Source organism: Mycobacterium sp. IS-1742, from assembly GCF_001500125.1.
In the GTDB taxonomy this organism is placed as follows: Bacteria; Actinomycetota; Actinomycetes; order Mycobacteriales; family Mycobacteriaceae; genus Mycobacterium.
The window spans coordinates 347,668-361,866 of the sequence record NZ_LQIV01000001.1; the positions used below are offsets into that span (position 1 = coordinate 347,668).

At 70.6% G+C, this 14,199-nt stretch carries 17 protein-coding genes and 1 pseudogene; 10 read left to right on the plus strand and 8 right to left on the minus strand.

Annotated features, from left to right (window positions below; translation table 11 throughout):
• Window positions 1–77: 77 nt before the first annotated feature.
• Window positions 78–1,079, plus strand: a complete 1,002-nt coding sequence (locus AU196_RS01710; protein WP_231737265.1) for an iron-containing redox enzyme family protein — start codon at window positions 78–80, stop codon at window positions 1,077–1,079.
• On the opposite strand, the gene AU196_RS01715 is transcribed toward AU196_RS01710, so the two are convergent.
• Window positions 1,059–1,286 (minus strand): CDGSH iron-sulfur domain-containing protein, encoded by a 228-nt coding sequence (locus AU196_RS01715; RefSeq protein WP_059093336.1) that lies wholly within the window; start codon window positions 1,284–1,286, stop codon window positions 1,059–1,061. The genes AU196_RS01710 and AU196_RS01715 overlap by 21 nt on opposite strands.
• Window positions 1,283–1,978, minus strand: coding sequence for a HemK2/MTQ2 family protein methyltransferase (locus tag AU196_RS01720; protein WP_059093337.1), 696 nt, complete (start codon window positions 1,976–1,978; stop codon window positions 1,283–1,285). The genes AU196_RS01715 and AU196_RS01720 overlap by 4 nt, the downstream gene beginning before the upstream one ends.
• 42 nt (window positions 1,979–2,020) lie before the next feature.
• Here AU196_RS01720 and AU196_RS01725 point away from each other — a divergent pair, with 42 nt between their 5' ends.
• Window positions 2,021–2,746: a hypothetical protein gene (locus AU196_RS01725; RefSeq protein WP_059093338.1), complete on the plus strand. Its 726-nt coding sequence runs from the start codon at window positions 2,021–2,023 to the stop codon at window positions 2,744–2,746.
• Between the two features lie 3 nt (window positions 2,747–2,749).
• Here the strand turns inward: AU196_RS01725 and AU196_RS25775 are convergent, their stop codons facing one another.
• Window positions 2,750–2,908, minus strand: coding sequence for a hypothetical protein (locus tag AU196_RS25775; RefSeq protein WP_172800506.1), 159 nt, complete (start codon window positions 2,906–2,908; stop codon window positions 2,750–2,752).
• 140 nt (window positions 2,909–3,048) lie between these two features.
• On the opposite strand from AU196_RS25775, the gene AU196_RS01730 reads away from it, so the two are divergent.
• Window positions 3,049–3,267: a three-helix bundle dimerization domain-containing protein gene (locus AU196_RS01730; protein WP_059093339.1), complete on the plus strand. Its 219-nt coding sequence runs from the start codon at window positions 3,049–3,051 to the stop codon at window positions 3,265–3,267.
• A gap of 3 nt (window positions 3,268–3,270) precedes the next feature.
• Here AU196_RS01730 and AU196_RS01735 read toward each other — a convergent pair whose 3' ends face one another.
• Window positions 3,271–4,257, minus strand: a complete 987-nt coding sequence (locus AU196_RS01735; RefSeq protein WP_059093340.1) for an LLM class F420-dependent oxidoreductase — start codon at window positions 4,255–4,257, stop codon at window positions 3,271–3,273.
• A gap of 78 nt (window positions 4,258–4,335) precedes the next feature.
• Window positions 4,336–4,800, minus strand: coding sequence for a GatB/YqeY domain-containing protein (locus tag AU196_RS01740; protein WP_059093341.1), 465 nt, complete (start codon window positions 4,798–4,800; stop codon window positions 4,336–4,338).
• Window positions 4,801–4,893: 93 nt separating this feature from the next.
• Here AU196_RS01740 and AU196_RS01745 point away from each other — a divergent pair, with 93 nt between their 5' ends.
• From AU196_RS01745 to AU196_RS01765, 5 genes are read left to right on the plus strand one after another with little or no spacing between them, the layout of a single operon-like run.
• Window positions 4,894–6,156: a DUF7847 domain-containing protein gene (locus tag AU196_RS01745; protein ID WP_082695589.1), complete on the plus strand. Its 1,263-nt coding sequence runs from the start codon at window positions 4,894–4,896 to the stop codon at window positions 6,154–6,156.
• A gap of 1 nt (window position 6,157) precedes the next feature.
• Complete coding sequence (locus AU196_RS01750) at window positions 6,158–6,808, plus strand: DUF4129 domain-containing protein (protein WP_059093342.1); 651 nt, start codon at window positions 6,158–6,160, stop codon at window positions 6,806–6,808.
• Window positions 6,805–7,947 carry a DUF4350 domain-containing protein gene (locus tag AU196_RS01755; protein WP_197415670.1) on the plus strand — a complete coding sequence of 381 codons (1,143 nt, stop codon included), beginning with the start codon at window positions 6,805–6,807 and terminating at the stop codon, window positions 7,945–7,947. The genes AU196_RS01750 and AU196_RS01755 overlap by 4 nt, the downstream gene beginning before the upstream one ends.
• Window positions 7,944–8,933 (plus strand): AAA family ATPase, encoded by a 990-nt coding sequence (locus AU196_RS01760; protein WP_059093343.1) that lies wholly within the window; start codon window positions 7,944–7,946, stop codon window positions 8,931–8,933. Before AU196_RS01755 ends, AU196_RS01760 begins: the two co-directional genes overlap by 4 nt.
• Window positions 8,933–10,255 (plus strand): DUF58 domain-containing protein, encoded by a 1,323-nt coding sequence (locus AU196_RS01765; RefSeq protein ID WP_059093344.1) that lies wholly within the window; start codon window positions 8,933–8,935, stop codon window positions 10,253–10,255. Before AU196_RS01760 ends, AU196_RS01765 begins: the two co-directional genes overlap by 1 nt.
• Here the strand turns inward: AU196_RS01765 and AU196_RS01770 are convergent, their stop codons facing one another.
• Complete coding sequence (locus AU196_RS01770; RefSeq protein WP_059093345.1) at window positions 10,256–11,248, minus strand: stage II sporulation protein M; 993 nt, start codon at window positions 11,246–11,248, stop codon at window positions 10,256–10,258.
• 26 nt (window positions 11,249–11,274) lie between these two features.
• Here AU196_RS01770 and AU196_RS01775 point away from each other — a divergent pair, with 26 nt between their 5' ends.
• A complete protein-coding gene (locus AU196_RS01775) occupies window positions 11,275–12,111 on the plus strand; it encodes an RDD family protein (protein WP_059093346.1) in 837 nt (278 codons plus the stop codon).
• Window positions 12,112–12,121: 10 nt separating this feature from the next.
• Here AU196_RS01775 and AU196_RS01780 read toward each other — a convergent pair whose 3' ends face one another.
• Together AU196_RS01780 and AU196_RS25985 are read right to left on the minus strand one after the other, a co-directional pair.
• Entirely contained in the window at window positions 12,122–13,477 is a 1,356-nt protein-coding gene (locus AU196_RS01780) for a carotenoid oxygenase family protein (RefSeq protein WP_059093347.1), read from the minus strand.
• 80 nt (window positions 13,478–13,557) lie between these two features.
• Window positions 13,558–13,725, minus strand: coding sequence for a hypothetical protein (locus AU196_RS25985; RefSeq protein WP_231737283.1), 168 nt, complete (start codon window positions 13,723–13,725; stop codon window positions 13,558–13,560).
• Here AU196_RS25985 and AU196_RS01785 point away from each other — a divergent pair.
• Window positions 13,688–14,195, plus strand: a pseudogene (locus AU196_RS01785) (GntR family transcriptional regulator). The gene AU196_RS25985 and the pseudogene AU196_RS01785 overlap by 38 nt on opposite strands.
• The last annotated feature ends 4 nt before the right edge of the window (window positions 14,196–14,199 follow it).

Sequence of the window (14,199 nt, forward strand, 5' to 3'; positions counted from 1 at the left end):
AGACCGATTGCCCCCGCGCGGAGCGATTGGAGAGACCAAGTAGCGGGTAGTTCCCCGGCGTGACTTTTGCGCCGATCATGGTTGAACCGACGTTGCCCGACGCCCGCGGCCCGCTCTCGCTGGCCGTGGTGAACACCCTCGCCGAGCGAGCCCCCCGCAACCACCTGGCCCGCATCGAGGCGTCGCTCGGCGACTCCGACCCCTACGGCATCGACCTGCAACTGGCGCTCTACGTCTGCTACGAACTGCACTACCGCGGCTTCGCGGGTGTCGACCCGCACTGGGAGTGGAACGCCGGGCTGCTGCACCTGCGCGGTCAGATGGAACAGTCGTTCCTGAGCGCGGTGCGTCGCGACGTCGGGGAGATCGACGAGGACCAGACGGCCGCCGCCGAGATGGCCGCGCTCGCCGTCGAACCCGTCGACGGTGATGGCCCCTCGTACTTCCTGCGCGACAAGGGCACCTGGGAGCAGATGCGCGAGTACTTCGTGCACCGCTCGCTCTACCACCTCAAGGAGGGCGATCCCCACGCCTTCGCCATCCCCCGGCTGACCGGACAGGCGAAGGCGTCGTTCGTCGCCGTCGAGTTCGACGAGTTCGGCGGCGGCCGCGGACCGCAACTGCACCAGCAGCTCTTCGCCGACCTGATGGTCGCCGCGGACCTGGACGCCACTTACCTCCGATACATCAACGACGTACCGGCCGAAGCGCTGGCCGCGGTCAACCTGATGTCGATGTTCGGCCTGCATCGGGCGCTGCGCGGAGCGGCGGTCGGCCACTTCGCCTCCACCGAGATCACCTCGTCGCCCGGGTCGCGCCGGCTGGTCGAGGCGCTCGAGCGGATGGGCGCACCGGACACCTGCGCGGCGTTCTACCGCGAACACGTGGAAGCCGACGCCGTCCACGAACAGGTGGTGCGCACCGACGTGGTCGGAGACCTGGTGGCCAGGGAACCGCACCTCGACACCGACGTGGTGTTCGGCATCCGGGCGCATGCGCTCGTCGAGGACCGGCTGGCCGACCACTTGATGAGGTGCTGGACGGCCGGCGAGACGTCGCTACGCCGGCCGCTGGGCTGACGACGCGGCCGCGTCGGCGTCGCCACGGCGGCGCCGACGGTGGCTGGTATCGCACAACGGGTAGTTCTTGCTGCGTTTGCAGGCGCAGATCGCCACCATGAACCGGTCGGACTCCACCACGCTGCCGTCGGGCATCTCGATGCGGACGGGCCCCTCGACCATGATGGGGCCGCCCTGCACCACCCGCACGGTGCGCGGTTCGGTCATGGCTTGTCCGCCCGGATGACCAACAGCTCTTCTTCGCGTCGGCCGGGATCCAGACGCCCGGTTTCCTCGAGCCACTCGGCCCGCGCATTCAGCACGGGGCCGAACGGAATCCACTGCCAGGCAATCACTTCCGCGTCCAGCCCGGCACTCGACAGCGCCGCGAGCGTGGCCCGCGGATCGGCGAACTCGGACTGCACGAGCAGCAGGCTGCCCCCGGGCGCGAGGAGATCGGGCACCGCCTCGCACAGCGGATCGAGGATCATGCGCCCGTCGTAGCCGGCATCCCACGCACGGGCGGGACCGACGCTCGACGGCACGGGTTCCCGGTCGGCTTCGGGGGCGTGCGGGACGTACGGCGGGTTGCACGTCACGAGGTCGAACGGGGTGAACTCCACTGCCCGAGCCCAGGACCCGAGATGGACGTCCACGTCGACCCCGGCGCTGAGGGCATTGCCGCGCGCGCAGCGCACCGCGCGCGGGCAGATGTCGAAGGCGGTGACCGACGAGGCGCCCTGCAGGGCCGCGTTGACCGCGACCACCCCACTGCCCGTGCACAAGTCGACGGCGCGGCGACCGACGGCGAGACCGGTCTTCTCCATGATGTCGATCAGCAGTTGCGAATCTTCCTGCGGGGCGTACACGCCGTCCGCGGCGACCACGATGTCGCGCTCGTCGGTGTATGCAGTCGTCACATCGGCCTCTCGACGTCAAGGGGTCATTAGCTGGGTTGATTAATGCCCTGTATCGCGGTTGTTAAACCCGCACACCCCGTTTGCGCTGCTGCTGAGGCGGGCACCCGAGCAGGCGTGAACGTCTCAGATCTCCTCGCACTTCCGGTCGAAGTCGGCGCCGCGGTGCGCCGGCGCCGGCTCTTCCACCCTGCCGGGGTGCTCGCCCGGGGCCGCATCGAGCGGGTCGCCCCGCCCGGTCAGGGGCTCCCGATCGAATCGGGCGACGTAATCGGTCGGGTGTCCAAGGCCGTCGGTCTGCCGGGTTCGGTCCCGGACATCGCCGGGCTGGCCTGGCGGATGACGAAGGACTCACGCCCGTGGGATGTCCTGCTGGCGACCACTGCTGTGAACCGTTTTCTGTTGTTGCCCACCGCTTCCTGGGACAACACCACCTACTCGAGCCTGATGCCGCTGCGGTACGAGGGCGGTGTGTGGTGGGTGCGGGCGCATCTGTCGACGAAACTCGACCGGCCGGGGCTGTCGCTCGACACCATCACCGACCGACTCGCCCGCGGCGATCTCGAGTTCAGCATCGATCAAGCCGCGGGCACAGGCGAATTCGGTCCGCTGGCCCGGTTGACGCTGTCCGAGGTGATCCCGCCAGACAAGGACCTGTCGTTCGACCCGACCCTCAACAGCGCACCCGGGGTGTCGCTGGCACCGGGATGGCTGACCGACTTCCGGCGCGCGGCCTACCGCCGCAGCCGGGAAGGCCGCGACGCCGAGTGACGGTTACTCCGGTGACTCCTCGGTGTTCTCCGACGTGGTGATCTCCGGGGCCACCTCGCGCGAGGCCATCCCGCCCTCGCCACCCTGATCGGTCGGGCCGGGACGGCCGCCCTTGGGCTCGTCGGCGTGTTCCTCGTCGTAGATGCCTTCTCCACGGGGCACGGGCGCCCTCCTCTCGTCAGGGCGGGACTACCCGTCCGACGCGGCGCTCAACCACGGCCATACAGTGTGTTGACGAGTGTCAAGTGTTGTGACGTACCGAACCTTGACCAAGTGATTCCGCACACTCGAAAATCGACGCCGTGCCGTACAAGAGTGAGCGCGAACTGATCGACGAGGTCAAGGACAGGCTGGTCGCGAAGTTCGCCGAGGTGCCCGAGGGCCGCATCGCGATCGCCGTCGAAGACGCCTACGCCGACTTCACCGACAGCCTCATCCGCGATTTCATCCCGCTCCTCGTGGAACGCCGGGCCTGCGACGAGTTGAGGCTGGACAACTCGTCCGAACTCGCCTACAGCTGACGGTCAGGCCGCCGCGGAGCGCAGCTTCTCCAGCAGCGGGCCGGCCGCCTCGGCCAGGAACCGGTCCTGACCCTCGTCGCCCACCTGCACCAGCGCGATGTCGGTGAACCCGGCCTCCCAGTACGCGCTCACGGATTCGACGATCGCGTCGAGGTCAGGGCCGCACGGGATCGACTCCGCGGTGTCGTCCGGGCGCACGAACTGCGTCGCGCCCGCGAACCCCGCCGTCGTGGGCAGATCGGCGTTGACGGCCCAGCCGCCGGCGAACCACCGGAACTGCTCGTGCGCCCGGGCGACCGCCGCATCCCGGTCGGGGTCCCAGCAGATCGGGATCTGACCGACCACCCGCACGTGCCCGGGCAGACCCGTCGCGCGCCGCGCGTCGTGCCACGCGTCGACGAGGTCCTTGTTCGGCTCGACGGCGATGAGGTGGTCGGCGAGTTGGGCGAACGCCTCGACCGAACGCTCGCCGGAGACCGCGGCGGCGATGCCGACCGGCGTCTCGGGCAGGTCCCACAGCCGGGCCGAGTCGATCTCGAAGTACTCCCCGCGCCAGTCGACCACCTCGCCGGTGAACAGTTCCCGGATGATCTGGATGGCCTCGCGCAGCATGTCCTGGCGCCGGGCGACCGTGGGCCACCCCTTGCCGACGACGTGCTCGTTGAGGTTCTCGCCGGTACCGAGGCCGAGCGTGAAGCGGCCGTCGGCGAGGATCTGCAGCGTGGCGGCCTGCTGCGCGACGATCGCGGGGTGGTAGCGCATCGTCGGGCACGTCACGTAGGTGAACAGTTCGACGCGTTCGGTGACGTGCGCGACGGCGCCCAGCACGGTCCAGGCGTTCGGGGCGTGACCCTGCGCCGCGAGCCACGGGGAGTAGTGGTCACTGGACACCTCGAAGTCGAATCCGGCGTGCTCCGCGGCGGCGGCGTAGCGGACGAGCTCCTTGGGTCCGCTCTGCTCGGTCATCAGGGTGTAGCCAAAGCGCGTCATGGCGTCCGGGTAGCCCGTGGCGTGGGGGTGCAAACGACGGGCACTAAACACCCTGCGCGACTGCGCTTTACGCGCAGACTACAGACGCGCCTTGACCGCCGCGGACAAGCGGGATCCGTCGGCCTTGCCGGCGGCGATCGCCGACGCGGCCTTCATGACCTGCCCCATCTGCTTCATCGTCGGGCGCTCACCGAGTTGTTCGGCGACCTGCGCCATCGCGGTGTCGACGACATCGGCCAGTTCGGCCTCCGTCAGCGGGGTCGGCAGGTACTCGTCGATGATGCGGGCCTCGGCGTGTTCGTTCGCGGCCAGTTCACCGCGCCCGTTCTGGGTGTAGACCTCGGCCGCCTCGCCCCGCTTGCGCGATTCGCGTGCGAGCACCTTGATCACGTCGTCGTCGCTCAGCTCCCGCGCCTCCTTGCCGGAGACCTCCTCGGTCTGAATCGCGGCGAGCAGCATCCGCAGCGTGGCCGTGCGGAGTTTGTCCTGTGTCTTCATCGCGGTCGTGAGGTCCGCACGCAGCCGAGCTTTGAGTTCCGCCATGCCATCGAAACTACGCCGGTGCGGTCGGCGGCCAGGCCGGTCGTCGCCGCAAACACGCGCGCCACGTTGTCAATTGGCGTGGTGATCGACAGGATGGTGGCCATGAGCAACGACGCCGGTGGGCCCGGCCAGGTCGACCCGCCGCCGCCGGGACAGGGTCCTCCCGGTTACGCTCCACCGCCGTATGCACCGCAGGGCTACCCGCCCCCCGGCTATCAGCAGGGGTATCCGGCGCCCGGTCCCCAGCAGGGCTATCCCCCACCCGGCTACCAACACGGCTATCCGCCACCGGGTTATCAGCAGGGGTATCCGCCGCCCTATTACCAACAGGGCTACCCGTCACCGCCGGGTTACCCGCCGCCGCACGGCTACGGCCAGCCCGGGGTGCTCAAACCCGGTGTCATCCCGTTGCGCCCGCTCGGGTTGTCCGACATCTTCAACGGGGCGGTCAACTACATCCGGCGCAATCCCAAGGCCACACTGGGCCTAACCGCGATCGTGGTCGTCGCCGCCCAGCTCATCTCGCTCGTCCTGCAGATCCTGGGCCCGCTGATCGCCACCGGCGACCTCGACCCCACCCTCGGCGGCGAGCCCACCGCAGGCGACGTCGCCGTGCTGTCCGGGTCCTCGCTGGCCGGGTCGATCACCACCGCTCTGGCGTCGGTGGTGCTCAGCGGCATGCTGACGGTCATCGTGGGTCGCGCGGTGTTCGGGGCGGACATCAGCATCGGCGAAGCGTGGCAGCGGGTGAAGGGCAGGCTACTCGCGCTGCTCGGCTTCACCGCCCTTGAGGCGCTGGCGGTCGTGCTGCTCATCGTGGTCGTCGTGGTGGTGGTCATCGCAGCCGAGAGCATCGGCGGCGGTGTCGCCGCCTTCCTCGTCGGCGCCCCGCTGGTCATCGCCGCGTTCCTGCTGATCGTGTACGTCGCCACCTCGCTGGTGTTCACGCCGGCGCTGATCGTCCTGGAACGCCTCGGCATCGTCGCCGCGGCCCGGCGCTCGTTCGCGCTGGTGAGGAGGGACTTCTGGCGGGTGCTGGGCATCTGGATCCTGGCCGCGCTCGCAGCGGCCGTCATCGCGGGCGCCGTCGGGGTCCCGTTCAGCTTCGGTGGACAACTGCTCGCGGGGTCGGGGTCCGACGGTGGGGTGCTGGTGGGCCTCGTCCTGGTCGCGGTCGGCGCGGCGATCGGCCAGATCCTCACCGCCCCCTTCAGCGCGGGCGTCGTCGTCCTGCTCTACACCGACCGCAGGATCCGGTCCGAGGCCTTCGACCTGGTGCTGCACACCGGTGCGGCGGCGGGCCCGTACGTCCCCGCCGATTCCACCGACCACCTGTGGCTGACCCGCCGCCCGTGACGTGCCGACCGTAGACATCGACCGCGACGCCGCGCACGAGGCCGCCCAGCGTGAGCTCGACAAGCCGATCTATCCCCGGGCGTCGCTGACCGACCGGCTGTCCGAACTACTCAACGACCTCGTGTACCGCATCGCGCAGGGCGGAGCCGGGGTGCCCGGCGGATGGCTGACCATCACCGTGCTTCTCCTGCTGATCGCCGTCGCGGTGGTGGTGGCCGCGCGCATCGCCCGAAGGACCATGCGCACCGACCGGCGCGGCCCCTCCCTCTACGGCGGCCACGAACTGGGCGCCGCCGAACACCGCATGACCGCCGAACAGCATGCCGCGGCGGGCCAGTGGGCGCTGGCGATCCGCCACCGGTTGAGGGCGATCGCCCGACAACTGGAGGAAAGCGGCGTGCTTCCCTCGGTTCCCGGCCGCACCGCCACGGAACTGGCCACCGACGCCGGCCTCGCGCTGCCTCGGCTGTCGGGCGAATTGCGCGACGCCGCAACGGCGTTCAACGACGTCACCTACGGCCACCGGCCCGGGACCGAAACCGCGTACCGCTCGGTGGCTACCCTCGACGATCACCTCCGCTCGGCCGGCGCGCACGCCGGCCCCAACGCCGGCACACCACGGGCCGAAACCGGTTGGGCGGAGGTGCGATGACGCATCCCGCCACGGCGATCGGGCCGACTGTCGGACAACGCTGGCGCAGCTCACGCTGGGTGCTGCTCGCACTCGTCGTCATCGTCGCGGTCGCGACCGTCGGCACCCTGCTGACCGCGTCGCGTCCCGGCGCGCCGATGGACCCGCAGTCGACCTCACCCGACGGGGTCCGGGCGCTGGTCACGCTGCTGCGAGACCGCGGCGTCGAGGTGGTGGAGGCGCGCAGCGTCACCGACGTCGAACGGGCGGCCCGCGAAGGCACACTGGTCGTGTTCGCCGAGACGCACCGTCTGACCGACGACGAGCACTTGCGGCGGCTGGCCGGCCTGCCGGGTGACCGGCTGCTGGTCGAACCCGTGTCCCGGGCGCGTGAAGCGCTCGCACCGGAGGTGCGCTCGGACGGGGTCAGTTCGTTCGCTCCCAGACCGGATTGCGATCTGCGCGAAGCGAACCGCGCGGGTGACGCGCAACTCGGACTGGCCGAGACCTACCGGGCGGCCGAGCAGCGGCCTGCGCTGACCCGGTGCTATGACGGTGCGCTGGTGCGCTACACCGACGCGGACCGCACGATCACGGTGGTGGGGGCGTCCGATTTCATGACGAACGCCGCACTGCTCGAACAGGGCAACGCCGCGCTCGCCATGAACCTGGCGGGCAGCGCGCCCCGCGTCATCTGGTTCGCCCCGCAGGAGCGGGAGGGCGCCGCCGGAACCGCAGGCCTGTCCGATCTCATCCCCGACCAGGTCAGCTGGATCGTTCTGCAGTTGTCGCTGGCGGTGGTCCTTCTCGCGATCTGGCAGGGCCGGAGATTGGGACCGCTTGTGGCCGAACAACTCCCGGTGGTCATCCGGGCGTCGGAGACCGTCGAGGGCCGCGGCAGGCTGTACCGGTCGCGGCGTGCCCGCGACCGCGCCGCCGACGCGCTGCGCAGCGCGACCCGCGCCCGTCTGCTGCCCCGGCTCGGCCTGCCCGCCCACGCACAGCCTCCGGCGGTCGTCCAGGCCGTCGCCCAGCGGACCGGCGCCGGCCCGCAGGGCGTCGCCCACGTGCTGTACGGCCCGGCCCCGGACACCGACGCCGACCTGGTCACCATCGCCCATCAACTCGACGACATCGAAAGGCAGGTCGCCCACTCGTGACTCAGCCATCAGCGCAGACCACCCAGACCGGCGGTGCGGCAGCCGATTCGGCGCGCCAGGCCCTGCTGACCCTGCGGGAGGAGATCGGCAAGGCCGTCGTCGGTCAGGACGCCGTGGTCAGCGGGCTGGTCATCGCACTGCTGTGCCGCGGCCACGTGCTCCTCGAAGGCGTTCCGGGCGTGGCCAAGACACTGCTCGTCCGCACCCTGGCCGCGACCCTGCAGCTGGAGTTCAAGCGTGTGCAGTTCACCCCGGACCTGATGCCGGGCGACGTGACGGGATCGCTGGTCTACGACGCACGCACCGCCGAGTTCGAGTTCCGCGCGGGCCCGGTGTTCACCAACCTGCTGCTGGCCGACGAGATCAACCGCACGCCCCCGAAGACCCAGGCGGCGCTGCTCGAGGCGATGGAGGAGCGGCAGGTCAGCGTCGAGGGTGAGGCGCGCCCGCTGCCCGACCCGTTCATCGTGGCCGCCACCCAGAACCCGATCGAATACGAGGGCACCTACCAGCTGCCCGAGGCGCAGCTGGACCGCTTCCTGCTCAAGCTGACCGTGCCGCTGCCGCCACGCGACCAGGAGATCGCGATCCTCGACCGCCACGCCCGCGGATTCGATCCTCGCGACCTGTCGGCGGTGCGCGCGGTCGCGGGCCCGGCCGACCTGGCCGCCGGGCGGGCCGCGGTCCGGCAGGTGCTGGTCGCCGACGAGGTGCTCGGCTACATCGTCGACATCGCCGGCGCCACCCGGCAGTCCCCGTCGCTGCAGTTGGGCGTCTCCCCACGCGGGGCCACCGCACTGCTGGCCACGGCACGGTCCTGGGCGTGGCTGTCCGGGCGCAACTACGTCACCCCCGACGACGTCAAAGCGATGGCCCGGCCCACGCTGCGCCACCGCATCGCACTGCGCCCGGAGGCCGAACTCGAAGGCGCCAGCCCCGACGCGGTGCTCGACGGCATCCTCGCGGCCGTGCCGGTCCCGCGGTAGTGGTCCTCACCGGACGTGCGGCGCTGGTCGCACTGCTGTGCGTGTTGCCGATCGCCGTGGCGCCCGTCCCGTCGGTGGCGTTCGCGGCGCTGTTCGGTGCGCTGCTGCTCGCGTTCGTGGTGGACACCGCGCTGGCCGCGAGTCCCCGCCGGTTGGAGGTGACCCGGTCCGGGGAGACCGCCGCCCGGCTCGGCCAGTCCGTCGAGTCGGTGCTGGACGTGCACCATCCGGGCAGGCGGCGGTTACGCGGACGCCTGCGCGACGCCTGGCCGCCGAGTGCGCACGGCGCGCCGCGCACTCACGAGGTGATTCTTCCTGCGGGCCAACGGGTGACGGTGCGCACCACGCTGCGCCCGACCCGTCGTGGCGACCTGCGGTCAGCGCTCGTCACCGTCCGCTCGATCGGACCCCTCGGCCTGGCAGGCAGGCAGGCCTCGCACCGGGTGGCCGGCCAGATCCGGGTACTGCCACCGTTCTTGTCCCGCAAGCACTTACCGTCACGGCTGGCGCGACTGCGCGAACTCGACGGGTCGACGCCCGCTCTGATCCGCGGACAGGGCACCGAGTTCGACTCGCTGCGCGAGTACGTGGTGGGTGACGACGTCCGTTCGATCGACTGGCGGGCGACGGCCCGGCGCGCCGACGTCGTCGTGCGGACGTGGCGCCCGGAACGCGACCAGCGCATCGTCATCGTCCTCGACACCGGACGCACCTCGGCCGGGCGGGTCGGGGTCGACCCGACGGCATCAGACCCCGGCGGCTGGCCGCGCCTGGATTGGTCGATGGACGCCGCACTGCTGCTGGCGGCGCTCGCCGCGCGCGCCGGCGACCACGTCGACTTCCTGGCCCACGACCGGGTCACCCGCGCCGGGGTGTTCAACGCGTCCCGTACCGAACTGCTGGCTCAGTTGGTGTCGGCGATGGCACCGCTGCAACCCGCCCTCGTCGAATCCGACCCGGCCGCGATGGCGTCGGCGATCCAGCGCCGTGTCCGTCGCCGTGCGCTGGTGGTGCTGCTCACCGACCTCAACGCCTCGGCACTCGAGGAAGGGCTGATGGAGGTGCTGCCCCAGCTCGCCGCACGCCACCATGTGCTGATCGCGGCGGTCGCCGACCCGCGGGTCGACCTGCTGGCCGCGGGCCGCGACGACGCCGCCGCCGTCTACGACGCGGCGGCCGCCGAACGGTCGCGCAACGACCGCAACCGCGTCGCGGGCACGCTGCGGCGGGCGGGCGTGGACGTCGTCGACGCCCCGCCGGAGGAACTCGCTCCCGCACTCGCCGACCGTTACCTCCAGATGAAGGCCACCGGCCGGCTGTGATCAGCCGGTGGGCACCACGTCCGGCGCGTCTTCGATGTCGCCGGATTCACCCGCCCGAACCGCCTTCCTGCCGAAATGCACGATGTAGGCCAGGAACGCGACCTCGGCCGCGACACCGATCGCGATCCGCGCGAAGGTGGGCAGCGGCGACGGGGTGACCAGGGCTTCGATCAGGCCGGACAACAGCAGCACCGCCACCAGCCCGGCGGCGACGGCGACCACCGCCCGGCCCTGTTCGGCGAGCACCTGTCCCCGCGGCCGGTGCCCGGGGGCGATGACCATCCAGCCCAACCGCATACCGGCCGCCGCCGCGAGGAACACGGCGGTCAATTCCAGCAGCCCGTGCGGTGTCAGCAGGCCGAGGAAGATGTCGCCCTTGCCGGCGTCGAACATCAATCCGCCCGTGAGGCCGAGGTTGGCGGCGTTCTGGAACAGGATGTACGGGATCGGCAGGCCGAGCAGGATCGCGAAACCGATGCACTGCGCGGCCACCCACGCGTTGTTCACCCAGACCCGCAGGGCGAACGAGCCGGCGGGGTTCTCGCTGTAGTACGAGGCGAAGTCGTTGTTGACCAGCTGGTCGATGTCGCTGGGGGTGCCGACGGCCGACTGCACCTCGGGGCTGCCCGCCACCCAGAACCCGATCAGCGCGGCGACGAGGAAGAACGCAGTGGCCGAACCGAGCCACCACCGCCACGACCGGTACGCGACGACCGGGAACGAGACGGTCCAGAACCGCAGGAACTCCCGCCACAGCGGGGCGTGCGCACCGGTCACCGCCGCGCGTGCCCGGGCCACCAGCCCGGACAGCCGGCCGACCAGGACGGAGTCGGTGGACGACGAGCGCACCATCGACAGGTGTGTCGACACCCGCTGGTACAGGTCCACCAGTTCGTCGACTTCGGCTCCGGTCAGCCGTCGGCGCCGCTTGACGAGCTCGTCGAGCCGGTCCCAGGTGGGGCGGTGGGCCTGCACGAACGCGTCGACATCCACGCCGGCCAGCCTAGTAGCGTGGCCGTATGGTCTCCCAGCCCGAACCGGTGGTGACCGGCGACGCGGTGGTGCTCGACGTGCAGATCGCCCAGCTGCCGATCCGGGCGCTGTCCGCGATGATCGACGTCCTGGTCGTCTTCGTCGGGTACGTGCTGGGCCTGGTGCTGTGGGCGGTCACGCTGAGCGACTTCGACACGGCGCTGTCGGCGGCGGTGCTGATCATCTTCACCGTGCTCACCCTCGTCGGTTACCCCCTGGTGTTCGAGACCGCGACGCGGGGCCGGACGCTGGGGAAGATGGCGCTCGGGCTGCGCGTGGTGTCCGAGGACGGTGGTCCGGAACGGTTCCGGCAGGCCCTGTTTCGGGCGCTGGCCGGGTTCATCGAACTCTGGATGCTGGCCGGCGGCCCCGCCGCGGTGTGCAGCCTGCTGTCCCCCAAGGGCAAACGCATCGGTGACATCTTCGCCGGCACCGTCGTGATCAGCGAGCGGGCGCCGCGGATGAGCCCGCCTCCGGTCATGCCGCCCGCGCTGGCGTGGTGGGCATCCACGCTGGAGCTGTCCGGCCTCGGCGGGGAACAGGCCGAGCGCGCCCGCCAATTCCTCGCGCGGGCCCACCAACTGGAACCCGGGCTGCGAGACGAGATGGCGTACCGCATCGCAGGCGAGGTCGTCGCACGGATCTCACCGCCACCGCCGCCGGGGACGCCGCCCCAGTACGTGCTGGCCGCCGTGCTGGCCGAACGGCACCGGCGGGAGTTGGCCCGGCTGATGCCCGCATCGCCGGCGTACCCGTCGGCGCCCGCGCCGTCGTACGCCGCCGCCGCACCCCCGCGGGATCCGGGTTTCACCCCGCCGAGTTGAGCGCCGGGTGTCAGTCCTGGATCCAGTTGCCGTGGAATCCGTACGGGACACGGTGCGGCAGTTGCACTCTGGCGACCGGCGGGGCGCTGAAGTCGGCGGCGTCGAGGATCACCAGGTCGCTGCCGTCACGCTGCGCGTCGTAGACGTACGCCAGGTACCACCCGTTCTGTTCGTCGGCCGGACCGGATGCGGCGGGCACGAACACCGCCTCTCCCGGTCCGCCCGGCGCGTCGGCGGTGCCGAAGACGTGTTCGGTCGCCGCGCCGGTCGTCAAGTCGTAGCGCACCAACCGCTGATCCCCCACTGACACCGCGTACCGCGCAGGTAGACCCGCCAGCCGGTCATCGATGCGGGGGAACTCCACCGCCCGGTCGTCGAGCCGGCGTTCGCGCACCACGCCGGTCACCAGGTCGACGGTCCAGCTCCACAGTACGCCGCTGGCGTCGAATCCGCCTGTGCCGCGCCATAATTCGGGATAGCGCACGGCCTGCAGAACCAGCGTGTTCCCGTCCTCGTACGCGTTGGCGACGTGGAACACGTAGCACGGGTCGATGTCGAACCACCGCACCTCGCCGAAGGGATCGTCGCGGCGCAGTACGCCGAGGCGGGCGCCGTAGTCGTCGTCCCAGCGGTACGGCATGTCGCCCTTGCCCTCGAGCGCGATGGCCATGTTGAACACGATCGGCAGGTCCATGAAGATCACGTGCCCGCTGGTCATCGCGAAGTCGTGCATCATCGTCAACGCCTTGACGTCCAGCGGCCGGTTGACGGTGAGTTCACCGTCGGCGTCGGCGCGGTGGTAGGTGACGTACGGCTCGAACAGGTTGCCGTAGCCGAAGAAGTGCAATTCGCCGGTGGTCGGGCAGATCTTGGGGTGCGCCGTCATGGAGTCGACCAGCTTGCCGCCGAAGTCGTATGCGCCGACGGTGCGCAGATCGTTGGTGATCTCGTACGGCAGCGACGATTCGACGAGCGCCAGGGTCTTTCCGGCGTGGTTGACGACGTGGGTGTTGGCGACGCTCGAGTGCAGGTTCCGGCTGCCGTCGGCGTTGTAGACCGGGAAGTCGTTCTCGAAGCTCTCGGTACGCACCCACCGGTTGCGGTACCAGGCGGCGCGGCCGTTCTCGATGCGGACGCCGTGGATCATCCCGTCGCCGGTGAACCAGTGCGCGGCGGGCTGCCGCGGGTTCGGGCCGTTGCGCAGGTACCAACCCTGCAGATCGGCCGGGATCTGCCCCTCGACGGGCAGGTCGAAGGCGGTGAGTTCGTCGGCGACCGGCGCGTAGTTGCCCCGGTTGAAGAACTCGCCGTCGGAGGGCAGGTTGTCGGCGCCGACGCCCTCTTTCGCTGAATACGTCTCGGTCATCTGAACTCCTCGGGCTGGCAGGGAAAGCCTGACACGACACTGACACTCCTAATGCGACATGTCAATAGTGGAATGTCAGATCAGCGGCGGGCGGTGACGCAGAGGAAGATGACGGCCATGCCCGGCCGCCGACACTCCGCCCTGGTGGCGAGACTGGTGGCCGACCGGTCGCCGGAGTCGCCGCGGGCCGTGGTCGACGAACTGCGCCGGGTGATCCTCGAAGGCGGCGCGCCGCCGGGGTCCCCCATCCCCCAGCGTCGCGCTGCTGACGGCCACCGAGCTCGCCGAGCTGTACATGGTCCGCGAAACGCTCGAGTCGGCGGCCCTCGTCGCGGCGGTCGCCAACGCCTCGGAGGCGGACCGATCGGCGCTGGCCGCATCGCATCGCCTCCTGGAGACGGCCGTGCGCGACGACGACCGGCACTCCTATCACCGCCAGAGCCGGCACTTCCACCTCGGCATGGCCCGGCCGTCGGGGATGCTGCGATTGGTGCACATGCTCGAATCCGCTTGGAACATCACCGAACCCGTACAGCTGATGGTGCACGTCGAACCTGCCGAGCGGGTTGCGCTGCACACCGACCACGGCCGCATGCTCGAAGCCTTCCTCGACCGCGACGTCGACGGGCTGCTCGCGACGAGCAAAGACCACCACCGGCGGCTCAACGCCGTGGTGGCGACTCTTCCCCCGGACAGCGGGCTGATCGCGCACGGGTGAGCGG

What these genes read in the sequence shown, in the direction of transcription:
- AU196_RS01780 (WP_059093347.1), bottom strand. Translation starts at nt 13,477, where the DNA reads ATGACCGAGACGTATTCAGCGAAAGAGGGCGTCGGCGCCGACAACCTG.
- AU196_RS01740 (WP_059093341.1), bottom strand. Translation starts at nt 4,800, where the DNA reads ATGGCGGAACTCAAAGCTCGGCTGCGTGCGGACCTCACGACCGCGATG.
- AU196_RS01725 (WP_059093338.1), top strand. Translation starts at nt 2,021, where the DNA reads ATGCCCTGTATCGCGGTTGTTAAACCCGCACACCCCGTTTGCGCTGCT.
- AU196_RS01710 (WP_231737265.1), top strand. Translation starts at nt 78, where the DNA reads ATGGTTGAACCGACGTTGCCCGACGCCCGCGGCCCGCTCTCGCTGGCC.
- AU196_RS01775 (WP_059093346.1), top strand. Translation starts at nt 11,275, where the DNA reads ATGGTCTCCCAGCCCGAACCGGTGGTGACCGGCGACGCGGTGGTGCTC.
- AU196_RS01715 (WP_059093336.1), bottom strand. Translation starts at nt 1,286, where the DNA reads ATGACCGAACCGCGCACCGTGCGGGTGGTGCAGGGCGGCCCCATCATG.
- AU196_RS25985 (WP_231737283.1), bottom strand. Translation starts at nt 13,725, where the DNA reads ATGGGGGACCCCGGCGGCGCGCCGCCTTCGAGGATCACCCGGCGCAGT.
- AU196_RS01755 (WP_197415670.1), top strand. Translation starts at nt 6,805, where the DNA reads ATGACGCATCCCGCCACGGCGATCGGGCCGACTGTCGGACAACGCTGG.
- AU196_RS01735 (WP_059093340.1), bottom strand. Translation starts at nt 4,257, where the DNA reads ATGACGCGCTTTGGCTACACCCTGATGACCGAGCAGAGCGGACCCAAG.
- AU196_RS01745 (WP_082695589.1), top strand. Translation starts at nt 4,894, where the DNA reads ATGGTGGCCATGAGCAACGACGCCGGTGGGCCCGGCCAGGTCGACCCG.